The organism is uncultured Aquimarina sp., from assembly GCF_947492115.1.
In the GTDB taxonomy this organism is placed as follows: domain Bacteria; phylum Bacteroidota; class Bacteroidia; order Flavobacteriales; family Flavobacteriaceae; genus Aquimarina.
Window position 1 is genome coordinate 42,711 of the sequence record NZ_CANLMM010000004.1, and the last position, 26,194, is coordinate 68,904.

Annotated in this window: 19 protein-coding genes; 11 read left to right on the forward strand and 8 right to left on the reverse strand. The window is 33.1% G+C overall.

Features of this window, described 5'->3' with window-relative positions; translation table 11 throughout:
- Positions 1–65: 65 nt before the first annotated feature.
- The gene (locus Q1A73_RS13450) at positions 66–2,678 is read right to left on the reverse strand and encodes a zinc-dependent metalloprotease (RefSeq protein ID WP_299606495.1); all 2,613 of its coding nucleotides are present in this window, start codon (positions 2,676–2,678) and stop codon (positions 66–68) included.
- Positions 2,679–2,951: 273 nt separating this feature from the next.
- Between Q1A73_RS13450 and Q1A73_RS13455 the strand changes: the two genes are divergently transcribed.
- From Q1A73_RS13455 to Q1A73_RS13465, 3 genes are all read left to right on the forward strand, one after another.
- The gene (locus Q1A73_RS13455; RefSeq protein ID WP_299606498.1) at positions 2,952–6,386 is read left to right on the forward strand and encodes a methylmalonyl-CoA mutase family protein; all 3,435 of its coding nucleotides are present in this window, start codon (positions 2,952–2,954) and stop codon (positions 6,384–6,386) included.
- A gap of 154 nt (positions 6,387–6,540) precedes the next feature.
- The gene (locus tag Q1A73_RS13460) at positions 6,541–7,869 is read left to right on the forward strand and encodes an amidohydrolase family protein (RefSeq protein ID WP_299606501.1); all 1,329 of its coding nucleotides are present in this window, start codon (positions 6,541–6,543) and stop codon (positions 7,867–7,869) included.
- A complete protein-coding gene (locus tag Q1A73_RS13465) occupies positions 7,869–9,059 on the forward strand; it encodes a hypothetical protein (protein WP_299606504.1) in 1,191 nt (396 codons plus the stop codon). The genes Q1A73_RS13460 and Q1A73_RS13465 overlap by 1 nt, the downstream gene beginning before the upstream one ends.
- A gap of 10 nt (positions 9,060–9,069) precedes the next feature.
- Here Q1A73_RS13465 and Q1A73_RS13470 read toward each other — a convergent pair whose 3' ends face one another.
- Positions 9,070–9,411, reverse strand: a complete 342-nt coding sequence (locus tag Q1A73_RS13470; protein ID WP_299606507.1) for a hypothetical protein — start codon at positions 9,409–9,411, stop codon at positions 9,070–9,072.
- Positions 9,412–9,558: 147 nt separating this feature from the next.
- Here Q1A73_RS13470 and Q1A73_RS13475 point away from each other — a divergent pair, with 147 nt between their 5' ends.
- The 5 genes from Q1A73_RS13475 to Q1A73_RS13495 all read left to right on the forward strand — a co-directional run bounded on the left by Q1A73_RS13475 (position 9,559) and on the right by Q1A73_RS13495 (position 15,384).
- A complete protein-coding gene (locus Q1A73_RS13475) occupies positions 9,559–10,011 on the forward strand; it encodes an Lrp/AsnC family transcriptional regulator (RefSeq protein WP_299607226.1) in 453 nt (150 codons plus the stop codon).
- 24 nt (positions 10,012–10,035) lie between these two features.
- Positions 10,036–11,181 carry a hypothetical protein gene (locus Q1A73_RS13480; protein ID WP_299606510.1) on the forward strand — a complete coding sequence of 382 codons (1,146 nt, stop codon included), beginning with the start codon at positions 10,036–10,038 and terminating at the stop codon, positions 11,179–11,181.
- A gap of 206 nt (positions 11,182–11,387) precedes the next feature.
- Positions 11,388–12,869, forward strand: coding sequence for an alanine/glycine:cation symporter family protein (locus Q1A73_RS13485; protein WP_299607227.1), 1,482 nt, complete (start codon positions 11,388–11,390; stop codon positions 12,867–12,869).
- Between the two features lie 196 nt (positions 12,870–13,065).
- Positions 13,066–13,884 (forward strand): mechanosensitive ion channel family protein, encoded by an 819-nt coding sequence (locus Q1A73_RS13490; RefSeq protein ID WP_299606512.1) that lies wholly within the window; start codon positions 13,066–13,068, stop codon positions 13,882–13,884.
- A gap of 84 nt (positions 13,885–13,968) precedes the next feature.
- Positions 13,969–15,384: a hypothetical protein gene (locus Q1A73_RS13495; RefSeq protein ID WP_299606515.1), complete on the forward strand. Its 1,416-nt coding sequence runs from the start codon at positions 13,969–13,971 to the stop codon at positions 15,382–15,384.
- A gap of 725 nt (positions 15,385–16,109) precedes the next feature.
- On the opposite strand, the gene Q1A73_RS13500 is transcribed toward Q1A73_RS13495, so the two are convergent.
- Together Q1A73_RS13500 and Q1A73_RS13505 are read right to left on the reverse strand one after the other, a co-directional pair.
- Positions 16,110–16,871 (reverse strand): DJ-1/PfpI family protein, encoded by a 762-nt coding sequence (locus tag Q1A73_RS13500; protein ID WP_299606517.1) that lies wholly within the window; start codon positions 16,869–16,871, stop codon positions 16,110–16,112.
- A gap of 77 nt (positions 16,872–16,948) precedes the next feature.
- Entirely contained in the window at positions 16,949–18,175 is a 1,227-nt protein-coding gene (locus Q1A73_RS13505) for an MFS transporter (protein ID WP_299606519.1), read from the reverse strand.
- Between the two features lie 127 nt (positions 18,176–18,302).
- Between Q1A73_RS13505 and Q1A73_RS13510 the strand changes: the two genes are divergently transcribed.
- Complete coding sequence (locus Q1A73_RS13510) at positions 18,303–18,917, forward strand: DUF1684 domain-containing protein (protein ID WP_299606522.1); 615 nt, start codon at positions 18,303–18,305, stop codon at positions 18,915–18,917.
- Positions 18,918–19,008: 91 nt separating this feature from the next.
- A complete protein-coding gene (locus Q1A73_RS13515; RefSeq protein ID WP_299606525.1) occupies positions 19,009–20,520 on the forward strand; it encodes a M12 family metallopeptidase in 1,512 nt (503 codons plus the stop codon).
- Between the two features lie 84 nt (positions 20,521–20,604).
- Here Q1A73_RS13515 and Q1A73_RS13520 read toward each other — a convergent pair whose 3' ends face one another.
- The 4 genes from Q1A73_RS13520 to Q1A73_RS13535 all read right to left on the reverse strand — a co-directional run bounded on the left by Q1A73_RS13520 (position 20,605) and on the right by Q1A73_RS13535 (position 23,907).
- Positions 20,605–21,735 (reverse strand): porin, encoded by a 1,131-nt coding sequence (locus Q1A73_RS13520; protein WP_299606528.1) that lies wholly within the window; start codon positions 21,733–21,735, stop codon positions 20,605–20,607.
- A 314-nt stretch (positions 21,736–22,049) separates the two neighbouring features.
- The gene (locus tag Q1A73_RS13525; RefSeq protein ID WP_299606531.1) at positions 22,050–22,388 is read right to left on the reverse strand and encodes a P-II family nitrogen regulator; all 339 of its coding nucleotides are present in this window, start codon (positions 22,386–22,388) and stop codon (positions 22,050–22,052) included.
- Between the two features lie 71 nt (positions 22,389–22,459).
- Positions 22,460–22,825, reverse strand: a complete 366-nt coding sequence (gene crcB / locus Q1A73_RS13530) for a fluoride efflux transporter CrcB (RefSeq protein ID WP_299606534.1) — start codon at positions 22,823–22,825, stop codon at positions 22,460–22,462.
- Positions 22,826–22,869: 44 nt separating this feature from the next.
- Positions 22,870–23,907, reverse strand: a complete 1,038-nt coding sequence (locus tag Q1A73_RS13535; protein WP_299606537.1) for a GyrI-like domain-containing protein — start codon at positions 23,905–23,907, stop codon at positions 22,870–22,872.
- 188 nt (positions 23,908–24,095) lie between these two features.
- Here Q1A73_RS13535 and Q1A73_RS13540 point away from each other — a divergent pair, with 188 nt between their 5' ends.
- Entirely contained in the window at positions 24,096–26,159 is a 2,064-nt protein-coding gene (locus Q1A73_RS13540; RefSeq protein ID WP_299606540.1) for a dihydrofolate reductase, read from the forward strand.
- Positions 26,160–26,194: the final 35 nt, after the last annotated feature.

Genomic DNA, 26,194 nt, shown 5'->3' on the forward strand with positions numbered 1-26,194 from the left:
AGTATTGGTAATAAAAAAGGCTGATTCTATAAATCAGCCTTTTTAAGCTATTAAGATATAGAAGTTTATTTTATGTCTTCTACTACATTGTTAATCAAAGTTCTTAAATGATCTTTATGAGCTTTTGATAACTTATTTCCAGATCCATTAGAAATCATTGATCTAATTCTCTTCAAGTTATATAAAGCCATAGACTTAGAGGCATATGTATACTTTGGACCTTTTGCGGTGTTGGATGCAATAATATTAATAAGCCTTTTTGTGTATTCTAACTGAAGGTTTTGTCTAAATGTATTAATGGATCCTGCAGCATCAGCTTGGAAAATAGCGTTATTTAAGTCCGTCATAAACTCAGATAAGATATACTTATTACCGTATAATTCTGAATCTGTTATACGTTGTAAGGTATTTGGGTGTAGAATATGATCTAAAACTCTTTTCTGAAGACCTAGTGTAAGATCATGAATTTTAGGATCTTCTGGGCCACCGAAAAAGTTATATCCTCTTCGCTGCATTGCAATATAATTGTAAAGATCATTAGGAACACTATAAGCATCAGGAGCAAAGACATATTTTTTAAGTGCATTCATGGCTCTTTTCTGATCTTCATAACTAACAGGAGTAAATGGCTTGGCATTTGGATCTTGACCAACCATACTTCTATCAACATATACACCTCCAATAAATCTCGAAATAACATTTCCAGCACTAGCATATTGGCCTTTAAGGATGTAGTATGCCTGACGTAATTCCTGATAGGAAGCTCCTTTTCTGCTAAACTTCAGTTTAATTTTATTCATCATTTCATTCACTAATTCTATTCGGTTGATAGAATAAGTAATTTGATCGTTAGACATATCTCCAATCATTACTCTCGGATCAATAGCCTTACCTGGAGAACGCATATCATCAGCATCATTACCAAAAATTAGTTCAGGTTTATTAGATTGGTTCGCAATTTTTTCTAATTCATTCTGAGATGTTACTGGAGTATATCCAAATTGAATCGCCCAATCATCATATGGTCCTACAGTTGTTGAGAAATAAGCTCCTTGTTTTGCAGGATCATTGGTAACATTTATTGCAGTATAGTCCATTACTGATCCAGTAAGACATTTTCCTTTTATGAATTCTGGATTACTAAGTTCTTCTGGAGAAAATAGTTGACTAGCTTTCATGTTATGATTGAGACCCAAAGTATGTCCTACTTCATGCATGATAAGCTCTTTCATTGCTTCCTTCTTCATACCTTCCATTTCATTTTCGCTAGCACCAAAAGCGGTTAGTGCAGCCTGACCAAATAATGAATTTTCCTGCATTACATGTCCGTAAGAACAATACATATGTTTATTCTTTGCCATGGTCGGATAATTTTCTTCTTCTGTATAACTGTTAGCAGATAAGTTAAAAAGACGATCATACATAACGCGATTCGTATGATATACATATTCTAGCATAATATCTGCTCCTAATATTTCACCAGTTCTTGGATTTACGAAACTAGGTCCGTAACCTCCGAAAGGAGGTCTTGGAGAAGAAGTCCATCTAAGTACATTGTATCTAATGTCTCCAGCGTCCCAATCTGCATCGTCTGGTTGTACTTTAACGACCATAGCATTTTTAAAACCAGCCTTTTCAAAGGAATGGTTCCATTCTAAAACAGCTTCTTTAATCGTTTCTCTAAACTCAATAGGAGTCGTGTTTTCTATCCACCAAGTGATAGGTGTTACAGGTTCTGAAAGTGCAAGGTTAGGGTCTTTTTTTACAAGGTTCCAACGATGTATAAGATCTCTATACGGCGTCGCACTTGCAGAGGTCATATCAGTTACTTGTGTAAAGAAATACCCTATTCTTGGATCATCAAATCGTGGTTGATAATCATTTTCTGGCATCGCTATTAAGCTATGCTCTACCTTGATGGTTACATTTCTACCGTCAGTCACTGCAGCAGACCCTCCATTGAGTACATTCGGCTTAGAATATACATAATGAGTGTTAATATTTAAATTCTCTGGGTAGTTTTTAATTGTTTTGATTTTGGTTTTTTCCTTACTAAGAGAACCTACTTTAAATGAGAAAGGAGATTGTCCCGGAAAATTAGGCATTTTAATCTGCTCAAAAGTTTCTTTAAGGAAAAGGTTGTCCGATTTTATAAGATAAAAACCTTTTTCATCATCCTGCGCTTCAATTTTTAAACTAGCCATAATTCCTTCACTAATATTAGCGTTGGAGGCTTTTGATAAAGCACTGCTCTCATCAAAATAGAAAGACGCATTTTGAGTTACAAATTCAATCTTATTAAAATGTTTTTCAATTTTAAAAACTTTATTATTCATGTAGGACCCTCTAAAAGCACCTGCTTCTAAAACTCCATCAGAAATCTGACTGAAATAAATGAATTCTTTTCCAATCTGATCTTTTTTGATCAGCATTTGGGTACTCCCGTCGATGGTATCTCTATACACGGTAAACAAACCTTCGATTTTTTTACTCTTTTTGGTAAGATCTTCAATCGATTTTTCTTTAGAATCCTTTTTAGGAGTATCAACTTGTTCAGTATCTCCTTTTTTTGATTTTTTCTTTTTCTTACGTTGTGCATCTGCATTTTGGATCCCCAATCCTAATGCGAAAGCGAGCGATAAGATGATTAATTTGTTTTTTGATGATGAAATTTTCATTTTAAAAAAGTATTTGTTCAATAATCGGGGAAGATATCACTTTCTCTATATAGTTTGAAATTCTTTAACAATAGTGTTAACATTTTATTAATGAGTTTTACCATCAATTAAAATAAGTTTTTGTCGTAATCCATAAAAATAAATAGATGTAACTTTGAATGAAAATTAATGAAACGACAAATAGGGTTAAATAAATTATATAATTCTAAAAAAATATTCGTTTTCAATGCGTATTTCGTAAATTAGCAGCGCTAAAAATCCTTTTTATTATCAATGGAACAAATTGCACCTTATAAACCAAAGAATAAAGTTAGAATTGTAACTGCAGCATCTCTTTTTGATGGTCATGATGCCGCTATAAATATTATGCGTAGAATTATTCAATCCACAGGAGTGGAAGTAATTCATTTAGGTCATGATAGAAGTGTAGAGGAAGTAGTAAATTGTGCAATTCAGGAAGACGCTAATGCGATTGCGATGACTTCTTATCAAGGAGGTCATAATGAATACTTTAAATATATGTATGATTTGCTAAAAGAAAAAGGAGCATCTCATATCAAAATATTTGGAGGAGGAGGAGGAGTGATCCTACCAGAAGAAATTAAGGATTTGATGGAGTATGGTATTACTCGAATCTATTCTCCAGATGATGGTCGTGAGTTAGGATTGCAAGGTATGATTAATGATTTGGTACAGCAATCTGATTTTCCTATTGGAGATAGTCTTAATGGAGAAGCAGAGCATCTTGTAGATAAAGAAATTGGAGCTATTGCTCGTGTAATTTCTTCTGCAGAAAATTTTCCTGAGATCGCGAAAGAGACTTTAGATCAAATACACGAGAAAAATAAAACATCCAAAACCCCAGTTCTTGGTATTACTGGAACTGGTGGAGCAGGAAAATCTTCTCTGGTGGATGAGCTAGTTCGTCGTTTTTTAATTGATTTTCCGAATAAAACCATTGGACTTATTTCTGTAGATCCTTCGAAAAGAAAAACCGGTGGAGCTTTATTAGGAGATCGAATTCGTATGAACGCAATTAACTCTCCAAGAGTATATATGCGTTCATTAGCCACACGACAATCCAATCTTGCATTATCAAAATATGTAGCAGAAGCTATTGAAGTTTTAAAAGCTGCTGAGTTTGATTTGATCATATTAGAAACCTCAGGGATTGGACAATCTGATACCGAAATTCTAGAGCATAGTGATACTTCTTTATACGTAATGACGCCAGAGTTCGGAGCTGCTACGCAGTTAGAAAAAATCGACATGCTTGATTTTGCAGATTTGGTAGCTATTAACAAGTTTGATAAAAGAGGTTCTTTAGATGCATTAAGAGACGTAAAAAAACAATATATGCGTAATCATCAGTTGTGGGATGTTCCACAAGATGATTTACCAGTATACGGAACTATTGCCTCTCAGTTCAATGATCCTGGAATGAATACCTTATACAAGGCAATCATGGATAAGGTAGTGGAGAAAACTGGTGCAGATCTACAATCGGATTTTCATATTTCTAAGGAAATGTCCGAAAAGATTTTTGTTATTCCGCCAAGTAGAACACGTTACCTGTCTGAGATTTCAGAAAATAATAGAGCCTATGACAAAACGGTAAGCACTCAGGTAGAAGTAGCGCAAAAATTATACGGTATTTATAAGACGATTTGTAGTGTTGTCAATCTAGATTTTATAGACCTGTCCAAAAATGGAATTGATGATGAGATATTAAGAAAGGCAAAAAAGGAGGATAATGAAGATTTCTTAAAATTATTATTGGCAGAGTTTGATAGAGTAAAACTAAATCTTGACCCTCATAATTGGGAGACCATTATTGGTTGGGCAGCCAAAGTTCAAAAATATAAAGATCCTATTTATACTTTTAAAGTTAGAGATAAGGAAATAAAGATCGAAACACATACAGAATCCCTATCGCATAGTCAGATTCCAAAGGTGGCTTTGCCAAAGTATCAAGCTTGGGGAGATATTCTAAAATGGTGTTTGCAAGAAAACGTTCCAGGAGAATTTCCTTTTGCTTCTGGTTTATATCCTTTTAAACGTACTGGAGAAGATCCAACACGTATGTTTGCAGGAGAAGGAGGACCAGAACGAACCAATAGACGTTTTCATTATGTGAGTTTGGGAATGCCAGCAAAACGTTTGTCAACTGCTTTTGACTCTGTAACGCTTTACGGAAACGATCCTGATCATAGACCTGATATTTATGGTAAGATTGGTAATGCCGGAGTTTCTATCTGTTGCTTGGATGATGCTAAGAAACTATATTCTGGTTTTGATCTTACGCATGCGATGACATCTGTAAGTATGACGATTAATGGACCAGCTCCAATGTTGTTAGGATTCTTTATGAATGCCGCAATTGATCAGAATTGTGAAAAATATATCAAAGAAAATAGTCTTGAAGCTGAGGTAGAAGCAAAGATTAAAAAAATATACAAGGACAAAGGCGTAGAAAGACCTGCTTACCAAGGTGATCTTCCGGAAGGAAATGATGGATTAGGACTAATGTTATTAGGTGTTACCGGAGATCAGGTGTTACCTGCAGATGTCTATCAAGACATTAAAGCAACTACCTTAAATACGGTTCGTGGTACCGTACAGGCGGATATTTTGAAAGAAGATCAAGCACAAAATACGTGTATTTTTTCTACAGAATTTGCTTTGCGACTAATGGGAGATGTACAGGAATATTTTATCGACAAACAAGTACGTAACTTCTATTCTGTTTCTATATCTGGATATCACATTGCAGAAGCAGGAGCCAATCCAATTACACAATTAGCTTTAACATTAGCGAATGGATTTACGTATGTGGAATACTATCTAAGTAGAGGAATGGATATCAATAAATTTGGACCAAATTTATCTTTCTTTTTCTCTAATGGAATTGATCCAGAGTATGCTGTTATTGGAAGAGTAGCCCGTAAGATTTGGGCAAAAGCACTGAAGCATAAATACGGAGCTAATTCTAGAGCACAGATGCTTAAATATCATATCCAAACTTCTGGACGCTCATTGCATGCTCAGGAAATTGATTTTAATGATATTCGTACTACGTTGCAGGCACTATATGCCATTTATGATAATTGTAACTCATTGCATACCAATGCATATGATGAGGCTATCACAACACCTACAGAGGAATCGGTACGAAGAGCCATGGCCATACAGCTGATCATCAATAAAGAATTAGGGCTAGCTAAGAATGAAAATCCGATTCAAGGATCTTTTATTATCGAAGAGCTAACAGATTTGGTAGAAGAAGCTGTGCTTACAGAATTCGATAGAATAACCGAAAGAGGTGGTGTTTTAGGAGCCATGGAAACCATGTATCAGCGCAGTAAGATACAAGAAGAAAGCTTGTATTATGAAACTTTAAAACATACAGGAGAATTCCCAATTATCGGTGTGAATACCTTTTTAAGTTCTAAAGGTTCTCCTACGGTAACTCCAGGAGAAGTAATCAGAGCTACAGAAGAAGAAAAACAGTATCAAATTACAATGCTTAATGAATTACATAAAGGTAATACAGATGATACTGCAGAATTATTGAGAGATTTACAACATAAAGCTGTGAATAATCAAAACATATTTGAAGCGCTTATGGAGGTTTGTAAGAAATGTTCTTTAGGTCAAATTACTTCTGCTCTATTTGAAGTGGGAGGTCAGTATCGAAGAAATATGTAAGCAGACTCTTGCTTTTGCTTTCGCAAAATCATTGAGGTCGCTTACCCCAAACTTGTTTTGGGATCTGCACAAGATAAAATAAGTTAAAATCCCGTTTTATAACGGGATTTTTCTTTTCTTATAGTTTTTTATCTTTAGAGAAACACAACTCATCATGAAAAAAATACTTCTGATATTCTTTATTTGTAGTAGCACTTTTGGGCAACAAAAATCGTTAAAAGCATTAGTTGGTGGAACATTAATAGATGGTTTTGGAGCTACTCCAATTAAAAATAGTGTCATTCTTATCGAAGGAGATAAGATTAAAGAAATAGGTACGATAGCAACTTTAAAAGTGCCAAAAGGAGCAGAAGTCATTTCTACTGAAGGAATGTCTGTTTTACCTGGATTGTGGGATATGCATGTACATACAATGATTAATGGTCATGCGGATTATACCTATTGGGACAAAACGTATCCACCATTATTAGAAGATGTAATTATGCCAGCATCTGCTGAGCAATTATTAATGGCAGGCGTAACAAGCGCCAGAGATTTGGGAGGCCCACTAAAAGAAAGTTTATCCGTTAGGGATCGCATAAATAAAGGAGAGATTCCAGGAGCAACACTTTATGTCTCTGGACCATTTATACAAAAAAAGCCGTATCCAGGAACGGAAGCATTTCGATGGGGAATTAATGGAGTTGAGGATGCCAAAAAGAAAATTAAAAAACTAGCAGATGCTGGTGTGGATTGTATTAAGTTAATTGATCAGGATCAAATGACAAGCGCAGAAGTCAAAGCAGTCATAGATACAGCTCATAAGTATAAATTGAAAGTAGTAGCGCATGGACATCGTCCTGATGAAATAAAAACCGGACTTAAAATGGGTGCAGATTGTTTCGAACATACAGGTTTGTCATCAGCGCCTAGATATCCGGATGATGTTATGAATGCTATAAGAGAGCGTACAGCACAAATGAATTTGGGACCGCTCTTTTGGTGTCCTACAGTAGAAGGATTATACAATTATGAATATGCACGAGATCACGGAGAACACTTAGATAATGATTCATGGCACAGAGGGTTACACGATACTATAATTGCAGATATAAAAAGTAGCTTTAAACATAAAGATCGCCTACCTTATTTTCAATTAACACCATTAAGAAAGCCTACCCTAGAAACCAAAATTAAACAATTAATGGATGCGGGTGTGGTATTAATGATTGGAACTGATAGTGGAATTCCTATGAAATTTCATAGCCAATCTACTTGGAACGAATTAGATGTGTGGGTAAACGAATTTGGAATTGATCCCATGTATGCTATTAAAGCAGCTACCTATTGGCCATCTGTTTGGATGGGAGTTTCGGACAAGGTAGGAACGATTACCGAAGGAAAGTATGCTGATATCATTGCTGTAAAAGGAGATGTGTTAAGACATGTAAGTTTGCTTCAGGATGTAGATGTGATTATAAAACATGGAAAAAGATATAAGTAATGTTTAGATGGATCATATTAATGCCGTTGCTATTGGTAAACGCAAATTGCTTTGCACAAAACTATGAAACCGGAAAAGTTATAGATTCTGTTTTGGTTTCAGGAAAAACACAAGAAACGTTTACGCTGTATTTGCCGAATTCATTTGATGCAACCAAAGAATCTCCGATTGTTTTTATTTTTGATCCAGGAGCAGAAGGAAAAAGAGGTATTCAACCTTTTATTGAAGCTGCAGAAAACTATGGATATATCTTGGTTTGTTCTAATCATACCAGAAACGGCCCGTATGATAGAAATTTTGATATTACCAATCGTTTGTTTGATTTCGTGTTTGCCAATTTTAAGATCAAACAAAATGAAATATACTTATCAGGATTTTCCGGAGGTTCCCGTTTGGCTTCTGCTATTGCTGTATTAACCAATCAAATTGCTGGCGTAGTGGGATGTGGTGCAGGGTTTTCATTAGAGTCTTCACATTTACCTAGTACTCAAAATTTTTCGTATGCCGGTGTTTGTGGAGATCGCGATATGAACTATCAGGAAATGATACGAGCAAAAGGATATTTATTACAGTTAAATTTCTCTAACACATTAATTACCTACGATGGGAATCATAGTTGGACCCCTTCAAAACAAATTCTCAGGGCTTTTGATTGGTTAGAAATTCAGGCACATTTAAAAGGAATAAAGAAAAAAGAAGCTCCCGAAATTTATAAAAGCTATCAAAAGATATACGGAGAGGCTCAGGAATTCGAAAAAAAAGGAGATTTATTATATGCTATTGAAAATTATGAACGAGCGCTGATTACCTTTAACTCATTTTACAATTTAGATAGCGTTTCGAACAAACTAAAAGCAATTCATAAAAGTAAAGCGTACAAAAATAAACTTAAATCAGTATCCAAAGCATTTAATAAGGAAACTACCTTAACGAAAAAGTTTACGACACGTCTTTTTGAGGATTATAAAAATCCAAATAACATAGAATTCTCTTGGTGGGAAAAAGAATTAGGGAAACTAAAAAAGTTAGATGAGGATGATGATCCCGAAATGAAAAAAATGTTGGAGAGATTGAGATTTCAGATTTTTGCAGTTGCGTATTCTATGAATAATCCAAATTTATACCAATCTAATACGAAGCAAAAGGAGTTAGCGGATAAAATCAGAGGATTGATTTATCCAAAAAAGTGAGGATTAGAAATTATAAAGTCATCATCCAATGATGCTGTAACTTTTTGAATTTCTTTACTTCTTTTCTTAAAAGTCGAACAAAGTCTTTTCCATTACTATGAGAACGTTCCAGTCGTTCACAGTTTTTGTATAGTTTGTTTGTTAGGTTTTCTAAAAGGTTAGCATGTTTTAGACGATCATCCTGGAAAACTTGATTTTCAACATCTATAATTCTAGGAACCAAAGAATCAGAATCTTTTACGATATCACCAGTAAAGTAAATAAACGGATTTTCATTACCGTTTTTTTCTAAGGGAGCTAAATCATAAGCCAAATATTTAGAAACACTTTTAGATAGTATAAGTATTTCCAAAGCTTTTTGGTATAGAATTATATTTTTGGGGCGTCTCTCCATTCCACTATCAAAATTAAGTGTATTTACAAGGATATTGCTTTTTAGTTTAAAGTATAATGGTTATTTTGCTTTAAAAATTAAAGTTTTTCATTTAGAAAAGTTAAAATCATAATGGACGATACAAATTGGAAAATTCTACAGCTATTACAAGAGAATGCTAGATTGTCAAATGCAGAGATCGGAAGAAATGTAGGACTAAGCTCTCCTGCAGTTGCAGAGCGAATAAAAAAAATGGAAGACTTAGGAATTATAGAAGGATATACTACCAAAGTTTCCTATGCTAAAACTGGTTATCAATTAAAAGCAATTATAACAATCAGAGCCTTTATGGGACGCCTTAAACCTTTTTTGTCAAAGATATCAGAATTCAAAGAAGTCCTTAATTGTTATAGAATAACTGGTAATGAAAATATCATTATGGAAGTAGTGTTGGAAGATCAGGTTCATCTTCAAGGGTTTATTGATAGATTGATTACATATGGTGAAGCCAAAACACATATTATTCTATCAAATGTGGTTGAAAACAATCCTATTCTGAACAGAAAGGAGGATAAATAGATTAAATCTTATCTTTAAGACGTTATGTATGTCACTTTAGAATATTATGTTACAGCCATTGTATGTTTGATTACAGCTTTTGTAATTCAAAGAATTTATCAAAAAGAAAAGTTCAAAAATCAATCTTCTATTTCTATTATTGGTATTAAATGGTTCGGTTTGGCAATATTCCTTTGGGGTTTTGGAGCCCTGATTAACATATTACTAATAGAAGTATCTTATATAAGTCCAACACACAAACTTGTCATTTATGTAGGAGTTCTAATTTCATTAGCAAATTCATTAAGTATTCTACTTTCATTACCATCCATAGAGCATCACAAGAAACGCAATATAGTGGTTCGATTAGTTCAGCGTTTTTCCGAAAAAGAATTTGTCACTTTGTTTAGTGGAATATTAATAATGATTGCCTTTGTATTTATAGTAACTTCTTATAGTAATACAGAGATTAGTAATAATTTTATTTGGCTTATCGATATTCCTATTTCTTTAATTGTTGCTTTTGCATTGTTAAATGAGCTTAATAAAGCTTTCGCAAATCGTAATATGAAGTTTATGGTAGTACCGTGCTTTTTACTTTTCGTTTTGATTGTAATAGCGGTTACGCAAAGAATCATTCCTCAGGATAAAGCATTAGAACTTCTAGACCAGAAATTTTGGAGTTTGCTAGGAGTTATAACAGGATTGTCATTTAAGTTTCTATTTATATTACTATTTTCTATTTTATTATACAGTTGGAAGTTTCTTTCTGAAAAAGAATTAAAGCAAAATGAAGTAGAGTTACTTAATAAAGAAAAAGAGATTTTACTAAAAGAACAGCAGAAGTTGGTATTGGCTAATGAAAGTCATTTAGATACTATTGCAAGATTACAAGAACGTATAAAGGAGAGTGAACTTAAAATAAATTCTTTAAAGGAATCAACAAAAATTACGTTGTCTGATCGACAAAAAGAGGTTTTAGGAAACTTGGGTGTATGTGGCGAAAGTAAATCTTATACCGAAATTGCGGAAGCTATGAATATTAGTTTGGATGGTTTTCAAACCCATATTTATCAGATTAAAAAAGTGCTCAAAATTAGTGGGGCAGATGGGAAAGAACAACTTATTGCTTTTGCCAAAGCAAACCAACTTTTACAATATGCCAGTTTAGATAATGATACTAGTGATTAAGTATGTGCTTAAGTACTTATAATAGCTAATTTGATCAATGCGTAATCTTTTCTCATAGATAGTTTTATTCAATCTTCGTCCGAAATCAAAAAATCGGTCAGATGAAAAAAATTATAACGGGATGTCTTTGTTTTCTAGGATACGTAAAGGGAACAGCGCAAGAAATACAGTCTTTTGATCAAAAGATTAATTCAGGATTTAAAAATATGACAGATTGGTTTGTGGATGCAATTTTTGCTGAAATTCCAATCACATCGCAGGTAGGTATTCCTTGGGTTTTAGTTGTGCTTTTACTGGGTGCTTCATATTTTACCATTTACTTTAAGGGAATCAACTTTAGAAGTTTTTGGACTTCTATTCATATTATAAGAGGAAAATATGATGCACTTGAAGATTCAGAAACATTACAAGTCTCGGAATCTGTTCAAACAACAAATGGAGATCAACCAGATACAGCAAGGGTAGAAGGAGAAATTGGAGAGGTAAGTCATTTTCAAGCATTAACAGCTGCTTTATCAGCTACCGTAGGATTAGGTAATATTGCAGGTGTAGCTATTGCATTATCAATCGGTGGAGCAGGAGCTACTTTTTGGATGATATTAGTTGGTTTTTTAGGAATGGCATCTAAGTTTGTAGAATGTACGTTAGGAGTAGCTTATAGGGAAGTTACAGAAGATGGTACTGTTTATGGTGGTCCAATGTATTATCTAAGTAAAGGTCTTAGAGAAAAAGGATTTTCTAAATTAGGAAAGATACTAGCAGTAATATTTGCAATTATGTGCGTTGGTGGTTCTTTTGGTGGAGGAAATATGTTTCAAGCCAATCAAGCTTTCAAGTTATTCGAACATGTAACCGGAGGAGAAAACAGTTTCTTTTATGGAAAAGGATGGCTTTTCGGTTTAATCATGGCAATCTTAGTGGCCATTGTAATTATAGGAGGAATTAAGAAAATTGCCAGAGTAACAGACAAGATTGTACCTGCAATGGTTATAGTCTATGTACTCGCTGTTATTACAATAATAGTAATCAATTATCAAATAGTTCCAGAAGCTTTCATATCTATTATTGATGGTGCTTTTAGTGCAAAAGGGATAACTGGTGGAATGGTTGGAGTTATGATACAAGGATTTAGACGAGCTGCTTTTTCTAATGAAGCAGGTATTGGATCCGCATCCATTGCTCATGCGGCGGTGAAAACAAAATATGCGGCAAGCGAAGGATTAGTAGCTTTACTAGAACCATTTATCGATACAGTCGTGATTTGTACAATGACTGCATTGGTTTTAATTATAACTGGTCAAATTAATGTTGGAGCCGAAATATCTGATGAGCAAGGTGTTCTACTAACTGCAAATGCGTTGGAAAGTGGCATTTCATGGTTTCCTTATTTGCTAAGTTTTGCAGTCATACTCTTCGCTTTTTCATCAATGATTTCTTGGTCGTATTATGGTTATCAAGCTTGGTCCTATTTATTTGGAAGAAAAAAATATGTGGCTTATATCTACAAAACTATATTTTGTATTTGTGTAATTATTGGTTCTGCGGCTAGTCTAACCGCTGTAACCGATTTTTCGGATGCCATGATTTTTTCGATGTTAGTACCTAATATAATAGGATTATTTATGCTAACTCCAAAAGTAGCAACTGAATTAAAGAAGTATAAAAATGCAATTGCTAATAGTAATTAATTAGGTCAATATTTTCTAAATTTTGGCACAAGGTTTGATGTATTATAAGTGTGTAAAATTTATCAAAATCTTGTGTGAGGATATTGGTTCTTAGAACCAAAGAGAGTACGGGAAAAGGATAGGAAAAACGCTCGAGCAAAACTCTGAGCGTTTTTTTATTTAATTTTTCTATTTTAGATATTTCAAAAACCTAACTATGGAAAAACTACAGGAATATTTTGAAATAGCAATTGATAAAGTTGTTTTTTTTGCTCCCAAAATTATTGCGGCTGCTTTAGTGTTTTGGATCGGTTTTAAACTTATTAAAAAACTACTTAAGTTATTAGACAAAACACTGGAGAAGACAGGAATTTCGGATACTATGCGTCCTTTTTTGTTGTCTATTATCTCGGTAATCTTAAAAATAGCTGTTGTTTTTGCTATTGTCACCATTTTAGGAGTAGATCTGTCAGGATTATTAGCGATTCTGGCTGCAGTTGGATTTGCAATCGGAATGTCTTTACAGGGTAGTTTAGGAAATTTTGCTTCCGGAATATTAATTATGTTCTTAAAACCTTATGAGGCGGGAGATTGGATACAGGTAGGAGACTCATTTGGAAAAGTGCAAGAAATAGGTATTTTTAGCACTATTGTAGTAACACCAGGAGATAAAGTTTTAATTATTCCAAATGCTAAAATAACAGACGATGTAGTTGCTAACTATTCTAAAAGGGGAGTTGTACGATTAGAGATTACTGTGACCATGCCTTATAACGAAGATTTTTCTAAGGTAAAAAGAGTAATAGAAAATGCACTTGATCCGATTGATAAAATTTTGGATACCCCTAAAACCGAAATAGGAATAGAAAACTTTGATTCTCATAATATTCTAATTGCTGTACGGCCTTATGTAAAGCCCGATGATTTCTGGGAGGTAACCTTTATTACGCATCAAGAAATTAAGAAGGCTTTTAGTGAACATAATATCCAAGTTGCTTACTCAGAAGGAGTGGAGTTAGGAAAGATTGGAGCATAAAGTGTTATTCTTTTGATAAAGAAAAATATACATCAGGGAATGGCATTTTTTTTGTGGCCAATGTAATAGCATAAATTTTCTAACATGAAATGTATTTCTACCAAAATTTGGTCACTTTTTATATTTATTTGTATTGTAACATCTGCGTCCAGTCAGAATACCTTAAGACTTAAAAAGGGTGCGGTCACCGACTCATTATTAGTGCCTGAAACAGAAGGAGTATATAGTATATATGTACCAAAATCTTTTGATCTTAAAAAATCATGGCCTATCCTATTTGGTTTTGATAGTACCGAAAATATGAGTAATCTAACGCATTTGTTTAAAAATGCAGCGGAAGAATTTGGATATGTAGTAGTAGTATCCAACTATGGTAACAAAGAAAGTGTAAGCGATAAATCGACTTATATGCCCTTACTTATAAAACATATTATTTCACTTTTTCCGATTAAAAATAAAAGAATGTATGTTTTTGGAGTAGGAAAAGATGCTCCTCTTAATACTTCGATACCTTTGTTTTATAAGCAGTTTAATGGTGTATTGGCTATTAATGACAGTTATGACTATGATCAAAAATTGCATAGGAATAAAAATTTCTCATATTTCGGAATAGTTAGTGATGAAAATTTTAGGTATCAGGATTTCTTGTATGCTGATCAGTATCTAAAGAGACGTGGACTTACTACTGTCTTATATGAGTACAGAGGAGATAGTAATTTACCTTCCGAAAATATAATTAATAAAGTTTTTCCCTTTTTTACATTAGACGCTATGGCCAAAGGAAATATTCCTAATGATTCATTGTGGATATCTTCTAATTATAAAAAAGATAAAGAGAACGTGCAGCTACTTAAGAAGAAAGGTAAATATTTGGATGCATATGATGAGTTAATCAAAATGAGAAAGTTATATAGCTCATTTTTGGATGTGGACGAATTGAAAAGAGAACAAAAAGAGCTTAAAAAAATAAGAGCATTTAAGAATGAAAGAAGGAAAAGAAATGAATATCGAAATAGAGAATTGCTTTTAAAACAGTCGTTCATAATATCTTTAAATGAAGATGCTGCCTCAAACCAATATGATAACCTTGGTTGGTGGCAATACAAAATGGAGGAATTAGAAAAACTTTCTAGTAATAATGAACCGTATGCCAAGGCAATGAAAGAACGAATACTAAATTTTTTGATTCATGTAATAGCTAATTACAAAAATGAATTGTCAGACACTAAAAAGGAGATTGATAAAAAAATATTCTTAAATATATTAAGTACTATAATTAATAGAAAGGATTTTAAGTCTTACAAAAATATAATTTCTCTGAGCGCTAGAGATGAGGATAATCAAACTGCATTATTCTATTTAGAAAAAATGCTGGAACAGGGATATAAAGAAATGGACAGTTTATATGCTATAGAAGGAACTTTAGCTCTTAGAATTTCTAAAGAGTACAATATGATTGTTAAAAAGTACTTAGGTTCCTCCAAATTCTATTCGTATTAGTGCTTAAAATATTGTAAAAAGTGCATTTCGTCGTACTTAATAAACATTTAATCGTATTTTTGTTAATAACTTTTTAGATAATTACGGTTTTGAAGTAGAAAAACATTTATCTTTATAATACGTAAAATATTAAAGATGTGTATGATACAAATTAACATATCAAGAAATATGACGATATGGATTTGAAATATTAATTTGGAATACACATTGGGATGAATTAAGTGTGAGGACATTAGTCTAAAGACCCCAAATCTAAAAACTAAAGAGAGTACATAATTTGACCCATAAGAGAAAGCGATCTATTTTAGATCGCTTTTGTTTTATAACTATTCTGTCTTAAGCAAAAAAAGGAAGTAAAAGAAGAAATATCCCTGTTTTAAATAAATGGGGAGATATTAAAAATCTTTAAAACCATGTGTTTTTGTGTATTTCATCGAATATTTATGTTTTTTATCGTTGAAAATTTTGTATTAACAATTTTTTTACAATATATTTACATAAGCTTAAAAACATAACGGTGTATGGCCAGAATTAACATTTTTAAGCTGTATGACGATACAGGTTTGAAATATTAGTTTGGAATACATCAGGGTATATTAAGTGTGAGGACATTAGTCTGAAAGACCCCAAATCTTGAAGCTAAAGAGAGTACGTAATTAGCCCTAAAATTGATGAAAGCGTTTCCCTAGGGAAGCGCTTTTATATTTTCTATTACACTTTTTAGCTTACTTAGAAATAACTAAATGAGGGATTTTTTCTAAATCCCAATCGATTACCAATCCTTTGGCTAATGATTTTGCTATTTCCGCACCGTATAAATGTTCGGACAAATACAAGGCAGCTTCAAAACTTTTGGCACCACCAGCAGAAGTTATATATTTTCCATCATGTACAAATAGAATATCTTTTCTGATATCCAGATCAGGAAACATATTTTTCATTTTATCAATATCACTTGGGAAGGTAGTTGAAACTTTATCTTTTAATAATCCAGCTTTGGCTAGTACAAAAGCACCGTCACAGTGGGACGTCATGTATATGGCTGTTTTATCTATTTTTTTTACAAAGTTGATCATAGTAGTATCCTGTAGATCTGTATCGAGATGATGTTCTGCACTGGGAATTACTAATATATCAATCCTTGGAATAGAATCTCGCATATAATTGTAATCTGGAATAATTTTTACACCTTCAAAAGTGGTTATAGGTTTATCGGTATTAGCAACCGTAAACACATTCATTTGTTTGATGTTTTCTCGGTACTGCGTATGCTGGAAAATATCAAAAGGAGCAGTAAATTCCGTGTTGTAGGTGCCATCCATAATTAAAAAACCTACATTATATCTGTTAGCTACTAATTTTGGAAATGTTTTTTGTTTTAGTGCAGTTTCCTTGGGTTCTTTCATATCCAATGTAGATTGTTCGGGTCTGTCCGTTTTACAACTGAATAATATGATAATTAACAAGATATGAATTAAGTACTTCATAGGAATAAATTATATTTTATGTATTCTTTAATGATATTGTGGTTTAAAAATATTGAATCTACTGGTTTTATTGGTAATTAAGTTTTTTCATGCAGTCCTGTTTTTTCTTTTCCAATTTTATATTTCACAATAAACAATAAAAACGTTCCTAAAGCGGCAATACTACCCATAAATAACCATGCATTATTATAACCAAAATTATTAATGAATTGCATTCCTGTATTATGTCCCAATATATGTGCTAAAGAAAATGACATGCTATAGAAGCCCATATAATCTCCTTGTTTCCCTTTTTTAGAACGGTCAAGAGCAAAAGCGTTACCAAAAGGAAATGAAATCATCTCACCGACAGTAGCTATGATCATACCAATAATAACAATCCCAGCCCAAGGAGTGATCACTAATAACAGGAAACTTATACCTGTTAGAATAAATCCATGAATTACATTTTTTATTTTGGATAATGAGGTAGATTCTAAATAAGCTATTAAGGGCATTTCGAAAATGAAAATTAGAATTCCATTCATGGCAAGTATCAGACCTATACTTTTTTCTGATAAAAAATGAACTTCTTTATAGTATAAAGGTATGGTAGAAAAATATTGAACAAAAATAAACCCAAACAATGTTAGTGCTATTAGAAATAGCATATAAATTCCATCACTTGCTGCGGGAGTAGGGTTGTCTACAACAATTTCTTTATCAATTACTTTGGCTTTTTTAGGATGTAAAGTTTTGATCATAATAAGTCCTGCGATGATACAGGTAATTCCATCTACCCAAAACAGTCCTGAATATCCTAAGGTAACTATTAAAAACCCTCCAAGAGCTGGAGCCATAGAAAATCCAAGGTTTATCGCAAGTCTTATAAATGTTAATGATCGAGTTTTGTTTTCTGGTTTACTATATGCACTAAGCGCTACGAAAAATGCAGGTCTCGCGGCATCTGCAACCGTAATTAAAATAAAAAAACTAATACAAATACTCAAAAAGCTTGAGAAATACTGCACAACAAAGAAAGAAATACCAGTCAGCAGCAGAGATCCTAAAATTACTTTGTAATAACCAATTCGATCACTTAATTTCCCTCCAATCCAGGCACCTAATAGAGAACCTAAACCATAACAACTCATAACCCATCCAATCTCTTGTAGTGTAAAACATAAATCATCAGAAAGGTATAAAGACAAAAATGGGATGACCATAGCTCCCATTCTATTGATCAGTGTTATCAAGGCTAACCACCAGACTTCTTTGGATAATCCAGAGAAGGTATCTATATAATTTAGGAACAGTTTTTTCAAAATATGGTTAGTTGGTTTGTTTAGAACCCGTAAAAGTAGCTTTTTGTCGAAAAACTGGATACAATTTTAGAGAATATTAACTTGTTTATTGTGAATGCTTTGTACTTTTGCAAAAAATAAGGGGACAGTGTACAGATTATCTTTTTTACTAATGCTATGCTTTAGCCATTTAGTGGCTCAAGATTCTACAGCAATAAAAAAAATACTAGCTTTTCAAGAGGGGTTAAATAAGAAGTTCGCTTCAGAAGAAAAATCGCCATTAACACCAAAGGATTTTAAAACATTTAAGGCATTAGAGTTCTTCAAAATTGATACAAACTACAGCATAAAAGCAAAGTTTGTAAGGACACCCTATGAAACTCCTTTTATTATGAAGACTACAACGAATAGAGAACCAATTTATGTGAAATATGGTGAAGCTCAATTTGTTTTAGAAGACAAAAAGCAAAAGCTTAATATTTATCAAAATCAAGGATTAAAAACACAACCTGAGTACGAAAATTATCTTTTTTTACCTTTTACAGATTTAACGAATGGTGATAGTTCGTATGATGGAGGACGTTTTATAGATCTTACTATTCCAGAAGGTGATATAATTATAATCGATTTTAATACAGCATATAATCCTTATTGTGCTTACAGCGCTAGATATTCTTGCCCTATTCCTCCAGAAGAAAATCATTTAGATCTAGAAATTCCAGTTGGAGTCAAAAAGTATAGTGCCGTCGAAGAGAATAAGTAGGTTAATGAAAAGTTAAATTAAAAAAAGAGTAGTAACATAATTTTGTTTTAAGGCACTTAATAAGGTATTTATTAACTTTAAAACCTAAATTATGAATAATAGTATTTTACTGTTTTTAGCAGTCTCACTTTTTTTAGTTAGTTGTAAAAATGATGACTCTTTAGATAATGACAAAACTATTTTTTTGAATGAAGATTACGTAGCGACTGAGTTTGCTTTTCCTAATCAATCGGGAAAGGTAATTTCTTATGATAGAGGAGATGGGACAATATTTTCATTTGAAAAAATAGAAGGAATTAATGTGTTTGAGGGAGATATTGTTCTTAACGATACTCAAATTAAACTTATGCAGAACATTAACAGTTCTGATTTTAGTTCTAAATCTGCTCCAGGAACTCTTGCTGGAAGATGGAATAACAGTGTAGTAAATTATACTATCGAAATACCAAATAGGAGAGCTGATATAGAATGGGCAATTGATCAAATTCAAAATAGAACCAATTTAGTTTTTAATGAGAGGAGAGAAGGTGATTATATAGCATTTGTTTTTGGAGAAGGATGTTCTTCTAAACTAGGAAAACAAGGGGGAAGACAAAACATAACATTATCAAATGGGTGTTCTAGAGGGAATATTATTCATGAAATATTACATGCCTTAGGGATATGGCATGAACAATCCCGACCGGATAGAGATAGCTCATTAAGACTAAATTATGGAAACATACAAAATGGTAGGAGAAGTCAATTTGATGTGAAACCGGCACTAAATTATGGAGCTTTTGATTTTAATTCTATAATGCTTTATGGTCCTTGTTTTTTTGCAAACGCTTGTTTTCCTAATGGAGATTGTAATTGCAACCCAAATGAAGCTACAATTACCAGGAGAGATGGAACTTTTTACAATATAAATAGGAATAATTTGTCTCAAACAGATATCGAGGTGTTAAGGGATATGTATCCTGTTGCAATTAGATCAGTTGGTAATTCAGGTTCTTATGATGTGGGAGCAAATGATAGAGGTGATTTATGCTACGCAAGAAGAAATGGTAGGTTTTTAGAAATTTATAGGAACGGAGTTTTACAAAACAGATATAGAAATACTCTGAGACCTTCTGTAGATATTTCTCGAGATGGTGAAATTTTAACTACATTAGAATCATTTATTTTTGGAACTGGAAAATTCTCACGATATACAAAGTTGGATATTGCTGAAGGTGGAGGAAACGTTTATTGTATTGCAACTAATACTCGAACGACCTCAGTTTTTAGAAGAATAAGAAATAATGTATGGGCTAAAGAACCTGTTTCAGGTTCAAGAATAAGTGTGGATAGTCAAGGTATTCCATGGATCATAAACTCCAATTCAATAGTTACTATTGTTAATGGGCAGTATACTGCAGTAGCTTCAATTGATAATATGAATTTTAAGAAATTTGTAGATATTGGTTGTTCTGGAGACAATGTTTTTGTGTCAACTATAGCTAGAAATAATACTTTTAATCATGTTTTTAGATATAGTCGAACAGCTAATTTATTGGTTAAACAACCTGGCACTGGTGGTAATATTGACACAGATATGGATGGTGCAATTTTGAAACCTTAATGACTTAATATTTATCGAATAAAAAAGCACTCTGATATTAGAGTGCTTTTTGCATAAACAAACAATATATTAAACTATAATATATTAAAACTTATAGATTGCTCCGAGAACAAAAGAAGAAAGGCTTTTTGTTGCGTCTCCATCATTGTCAGTGAAGAAATCTTCAGATGTAGAATCTAATCTTAATTCAGGCTTAAGAGTTAGGTCTCCAATATCATAACTTCCTGTAAGCGTAGCAGCAATAACGCTACCATCACCTTCTCCATCTAAACCTACTACATCAACTAAACCACCGTTAAATACTGAAAAATATTCACCTCTTAATCCAATGCTGAAATTATCAGTAGCTTTTACTTGTGGATATAAAGCAACTCCGTAGAATCCTGATGCATCAGCATCTCCTTGATCTTCCGTAGTTAAATAAGTGGTATTAACTCCTAAATAAAATTTCTCAGAAAGATCCCATCCTGTTGTTAGATCAACTTGAAAAGTAGGACCTACTAATCCTGGTTCGCCTTCGTTTCCATATCTAAAGTTAAGATATGCACTTCCGTTATCTACAGCATAACCTACTTGTGCTCCAAAAATGTATGTGTCAAAAGGGTTATTTTCTGTAAAATCCGTAGGGTTCATAATGGCTACCATCGCAGACCACTTGTCGCTTAAAGCAAAATCGGCTTTTAACCCAGTGTGAGAGAATGGACCATAAGAGAACATGTAGGAAGTAGAGTAGTTGAAATTTCCAGTTGGAGAAATTACTTCATACCCAAGAAAAGTATTAAAGTTACCAAAAGTAAGTTTGAATTTTTTAGTTACGTTCCAGTATGCATATAATTGGTTAATAACGTTCGCAGTGGCATCCCCGACTCTGTTTCCACCAGCATCAAAAAAACCAGAGGCAAAAGTCGCATCTGTTCCTCTAGGACCAAAAACAAGATCTGCTACAAATCCTACTTTCTCACCTTCATAACCCACGATTAAATTAGCCATACCTAATGCAAATCCAGATTGATTAGCAAAAGAAGTCGCAGGTGCTGTAGAATTGTCGTTTTGTGCCCCAAAATTATATCTGAAATATCCATCTACAGATCCATTAACAGAAAAATTATCGAACCATTTTTTTTCTTCTTCCTGCGCGATTGCAGAAAAACTAATAAGCGCTAGAGAAAAAAGACATACTTTTTTAAAAAGTGTTGTTACGGTTTTTGTTTTCATAATAAACATTAATTGGTATTAATTTGTTTTTAATTGGAGCTGTAAAACTATGTTAAAACAAATTTATCCCAATAAAAAAAGGGGTATCCATCCCTATTTTTACGTTTTTACTATTTTATGCCCCTAAAAAATTAGACATTATCGTTTGTAGGTCGATTTTTTAAGAATTTGAAAGTGTAGTTTTTTGTAAAGATGTTAAATAAGTAAATAATCTTCACTAATTGTTAAATTAAGTTATATAAAAGTTAATGAGGATATAATAAAAAAAGAGCTTATCAAGTTCTGATAAGCTCTTTTTATTAGTCAGGATTTTCTTAATTCAAAGCTTGATTACCATGCTCGCCAGTTCGAATTCTGTAGGTATTTTGTATTTCCGAAATGAATACCTTTCCATCTCCGATTTCTCCGGTTTTTGCAGCATCAATTATTGTCTGTATTGTCTTTTCTGCAAATTCATCTGAGACAACTACCGATAGATATCTTCTTTGGATATCAGAAGTACTATAGCTAATACCTCTATATAAATGCCCTTTTTTTTCATTACCAACACCCGTAACATCCCAATAAGTAAAAAAGTTTACCTCTATATCATGCAAGGCATCTCTTACTTCTTTAAATCTTGATTTACGAATGATTGCTTCTATTTTTTTCATTGGTTATAATGGTGTTGGTTATTATTTAAAAATGATACTTTAAATTTATATTATTGATAGAATTGTAGTTGTTATTTTACGATCCACATACCTAAAAATACTAAAAGAAACCCTATCACAAAAGAACCAAGCGTATACACTGCGAAATTCACAAAGTCTCCGGATCGTAGAAGCATATGATTTTCATATGCAAAAGTGGAAAATGTTGTAAACCCTCCACAGAAACCAGTGGCAATTAATAGAACAGTATTTTGTGATAATACATTGTTCTTTAGAGCAAGCCCAAGTATAATACCGATTAGAAAACTACCTAATATATTAGCTGTAAAAGTCCCATAGGGTATTCCGTTAGTTTCATTATTTAGGTATTTACTAATAAGAAACCTGGCTACACTACCAGTACCTCCTCCTATAAACACGAGCAGTATCTGTTTCATTTATATAATATTAGACTTTTCCTTTACTGTTTTGTCAAAAGGGTTTATAGAACAGGAATATATATTTCCGTTATCCATTCCGCCGGATTAGGTTGTAAATCTGGACCTGATCTGTAAACTTCAAAAGCCGGAGATTCAGTTGATGGAACTAAACCGCTTTTCTGTACATACTGGTTGGCAGCTTCCCATGCTTCTTTTAAATTCTTATAATCTCCTTTTAAAGTAGCTTTTACAACCTTTTGGCGTGGGAGTGACCCACATAAGATATTACTATCAGCCGGCGTAATTACTTCTTCTCTTACCGGAACTCCTGAAGAATAAATAGCAGTTCCTAAGGCTTCATTATATTCATTAAATACAGTAAGAGGCATTCCTGTTTGCGGTAAATTATTCTGTCGCACATATGCCAAAACCGAAGATAACATCTGTGCTGATTTTTCTGGAATTTCAGCTATCGAAGATGCTGTTGCGTTATACATATAAAAACCGCCTCTGTGTTCTGTTATACCATCAACATTAATAGAATATTCTTCCATTTTTTTCTGAGTGTAGGTATCTAGTTTTTCTAAGCCTTTTTTATACATAGGTCTTAAACTTTCGGATACCGTACTATCTCTAGTCATCCAAAATAGCTTTTCCATAAAACCTTGTTCTCCTTTTATTCCCCAAGTCACTTTGGTTTTTTTGTTTTCCAATTTTTCAAATTTCCAATAAACATCATTGGTAATTTGATCAACCACAGGTAGTACCATTGTTAACTTTTGATCTATACTAGAAAAAGGAGCTGATTTTACAGTTTTCATCCCTCCATCTTCTTGCGATTCGCTTTTCCAACTATAAGAAGCTCCTACACCACTAGTTTGATTGGAATATTCAATAATTAGATCATCAGAATCAGTCATCCAAGGATTCCACTGTTCCCATGTTTTGAAGTCATTAACCGTGTCAAAAAGTAATTCATTAGGAGAATTAATTACTTTACTTTCTTCTAATTGAAATTTGCCATCTATCATTGCTACGTAAGCCCCACCACCAACAACAACAATAAGAAGAAGAAAAAATAAATATTTTATGATTTTCATGTTAGTTAGTTTAGAAAATTTGAGTAGCTAAGATAATCAATTTTTAAAATGGTTTTTAGTGTGTAGGTTTTCAGGGTGTTATGCTTTTTTATTGTCTAAATGAAGTATAGAAATGTTCTTTGTAGGTGACTTAAAAATGTGATTTTTTTTATTTCGTTACATTTGCTGGAAACAATAAACATAAACAAATGATAATTAAACGTATAATGTATTTTATGCTAATTAGCTTATTGCTAATTGGATGTAAAAATGATCCAAGCATTCAGGATCAGATCAATCAACAAGAAGCCGAACAAACTTCCGAGCAAGAAGCTGAAGAGGAGAAGTTCGATTATGTTGTTGAGCAATTTGCCGACCTTAAGATTTTAAGATATCAGATCCCTGGATGGGAGAATCTTACATTAAAGGAACAGAAATTAGTATACTATCTTACACAAGCAGGATTGAGTGGTAGAGATATTATGTGGGATCAAAACTATCGTCATAATTTAAAGATTCGTAAGGCACTTGAAAATGTATATACTTCTTATAATGGAGATAAAACTAGCAAAGATTGGATCTCTTTCGAAACATATTTAAAAAGAGTTTGGTTTTCTAATGGTATCCACCATCACTATAGTAATGATAAAATAAAACCTGAGTTTAGTAAGGAATATTTAACTACTCTTCTGGAAGCAACAAAAACAGAGTTGAGTGAGGATGCGCTTACAGTTATTTTTGATGATAGTGATGCTAAAAAAGTGAATCAGGCAAAAGGTATAGATAACGTAGCATTATCTGCTGTTAATTTTTATGGTCCAGGTGTTACTAATGAGGATGTTACTTCTTTTTATGGAAAAATGAAATCGCCTGATCCTAAAAAGCCTCTGTCTTATGGTTTAAATTCTCAATTGGTAAAAGAAAATGGAGAATTAAAAGAAAGGGTTTATAAATCTGGTGGTTTGTATGGTGCAGCAATTGATGAAATTATCAAGTGGTTAGAAAAAGCAAAAGAAGTAGCAGAAAATCAGGCACAAGGTGATGCGCTTGGATTACTAATCGAGTATTACAAGACTGGAGATTTACAAATCTGGGATGATTATAATGTAGCTTGGACAGCAGCTACTGAAGGAAATATCGACTACATCAATAGTTTTATAGAAGTGTATAATGATCCTCTTGGATATAGAGGGTCTTATGAAACTATTGTTCAGATAAAGGATTTCGATATGTCAAAAAAAATGGCAGTTTTATCTGAGAATGCACAATGGTTTGAGGATAATTCTCCATTGATGGAAGAACATAAAAAAGACAGTGTTGTTGGTGTAACTTATAAGGTGGTTACAGTAGCAGGAGAAGCTGGAGATGCGTCACCAAGTACTCCAATTGGAGTGAATCTTCCGAATGCCAATTGGATTAGAGCTGCAGTTGGATCTAAATCTGTTTCCTTAGGAAATATAATTAATGCCTATAACAATGCTGGAGGATCAGGACGTCTTAAAGAGTTTGTGCATGATGATGAAGAATATGAGTTAGAAGAAAAATACGGACAATTAGCAGATAAATTACATACTGCTTTACATGAGGTGGTAGGGCATGCATCTGGTCAATTAAACCCTGGTGTTGGAGAAACTAAGGAAACTCTGAAAAACTATGCTTCAACTATGGAAGAAGGAAGAGCAGATTTAGTAGGACTATATTATCTAATGGATCCTAAACTACAAGAGCTGGGATTAGTCGAAGACTGGGAAAAAGTTGGAAAAGCAGCATATGATGGCTATATCCGTAATGGACTTATGACGCAATTAATACGTCTTAATTTGGGTGATGATGTAGAAGAAGCACATATGCGTAACCGTCAATGGGTAAGTGCTTGGGCTTATGAGCAAGGAACTAAGGACAATGTTATAGAAAAAGTAAGTAAAGACGGGAAAACATATTATAATATTAATGATTATGCTAAGCTGCGTGAAATTTTTGGACGTTTGCTTCGTGAAACACAACGTATTAAGTCTGAGGGTGATTTCAAAGCTGCCGAGGAGTTAGTAGAAGGTTACGGAGTAAAAGTTGATCAAGCAATTCATGCAGAAGTTCTAAAAAGAAATGAGCAATTTACATCCGCTCCTTACAGTGGTTTTGTAAATCCTGTTTTAGTACCTCAAATGGATGAAAATGGAGAAATTACTAAAATAAATGTTACACAGCCTAAGGATTTTGTAACACAAATGTTAGAATATAGTAAGTCATTTGGATTCTTACCAGAAGTAAATTAGTAAAAAACATTTGGTATAAAATAAAACGCCTTCTG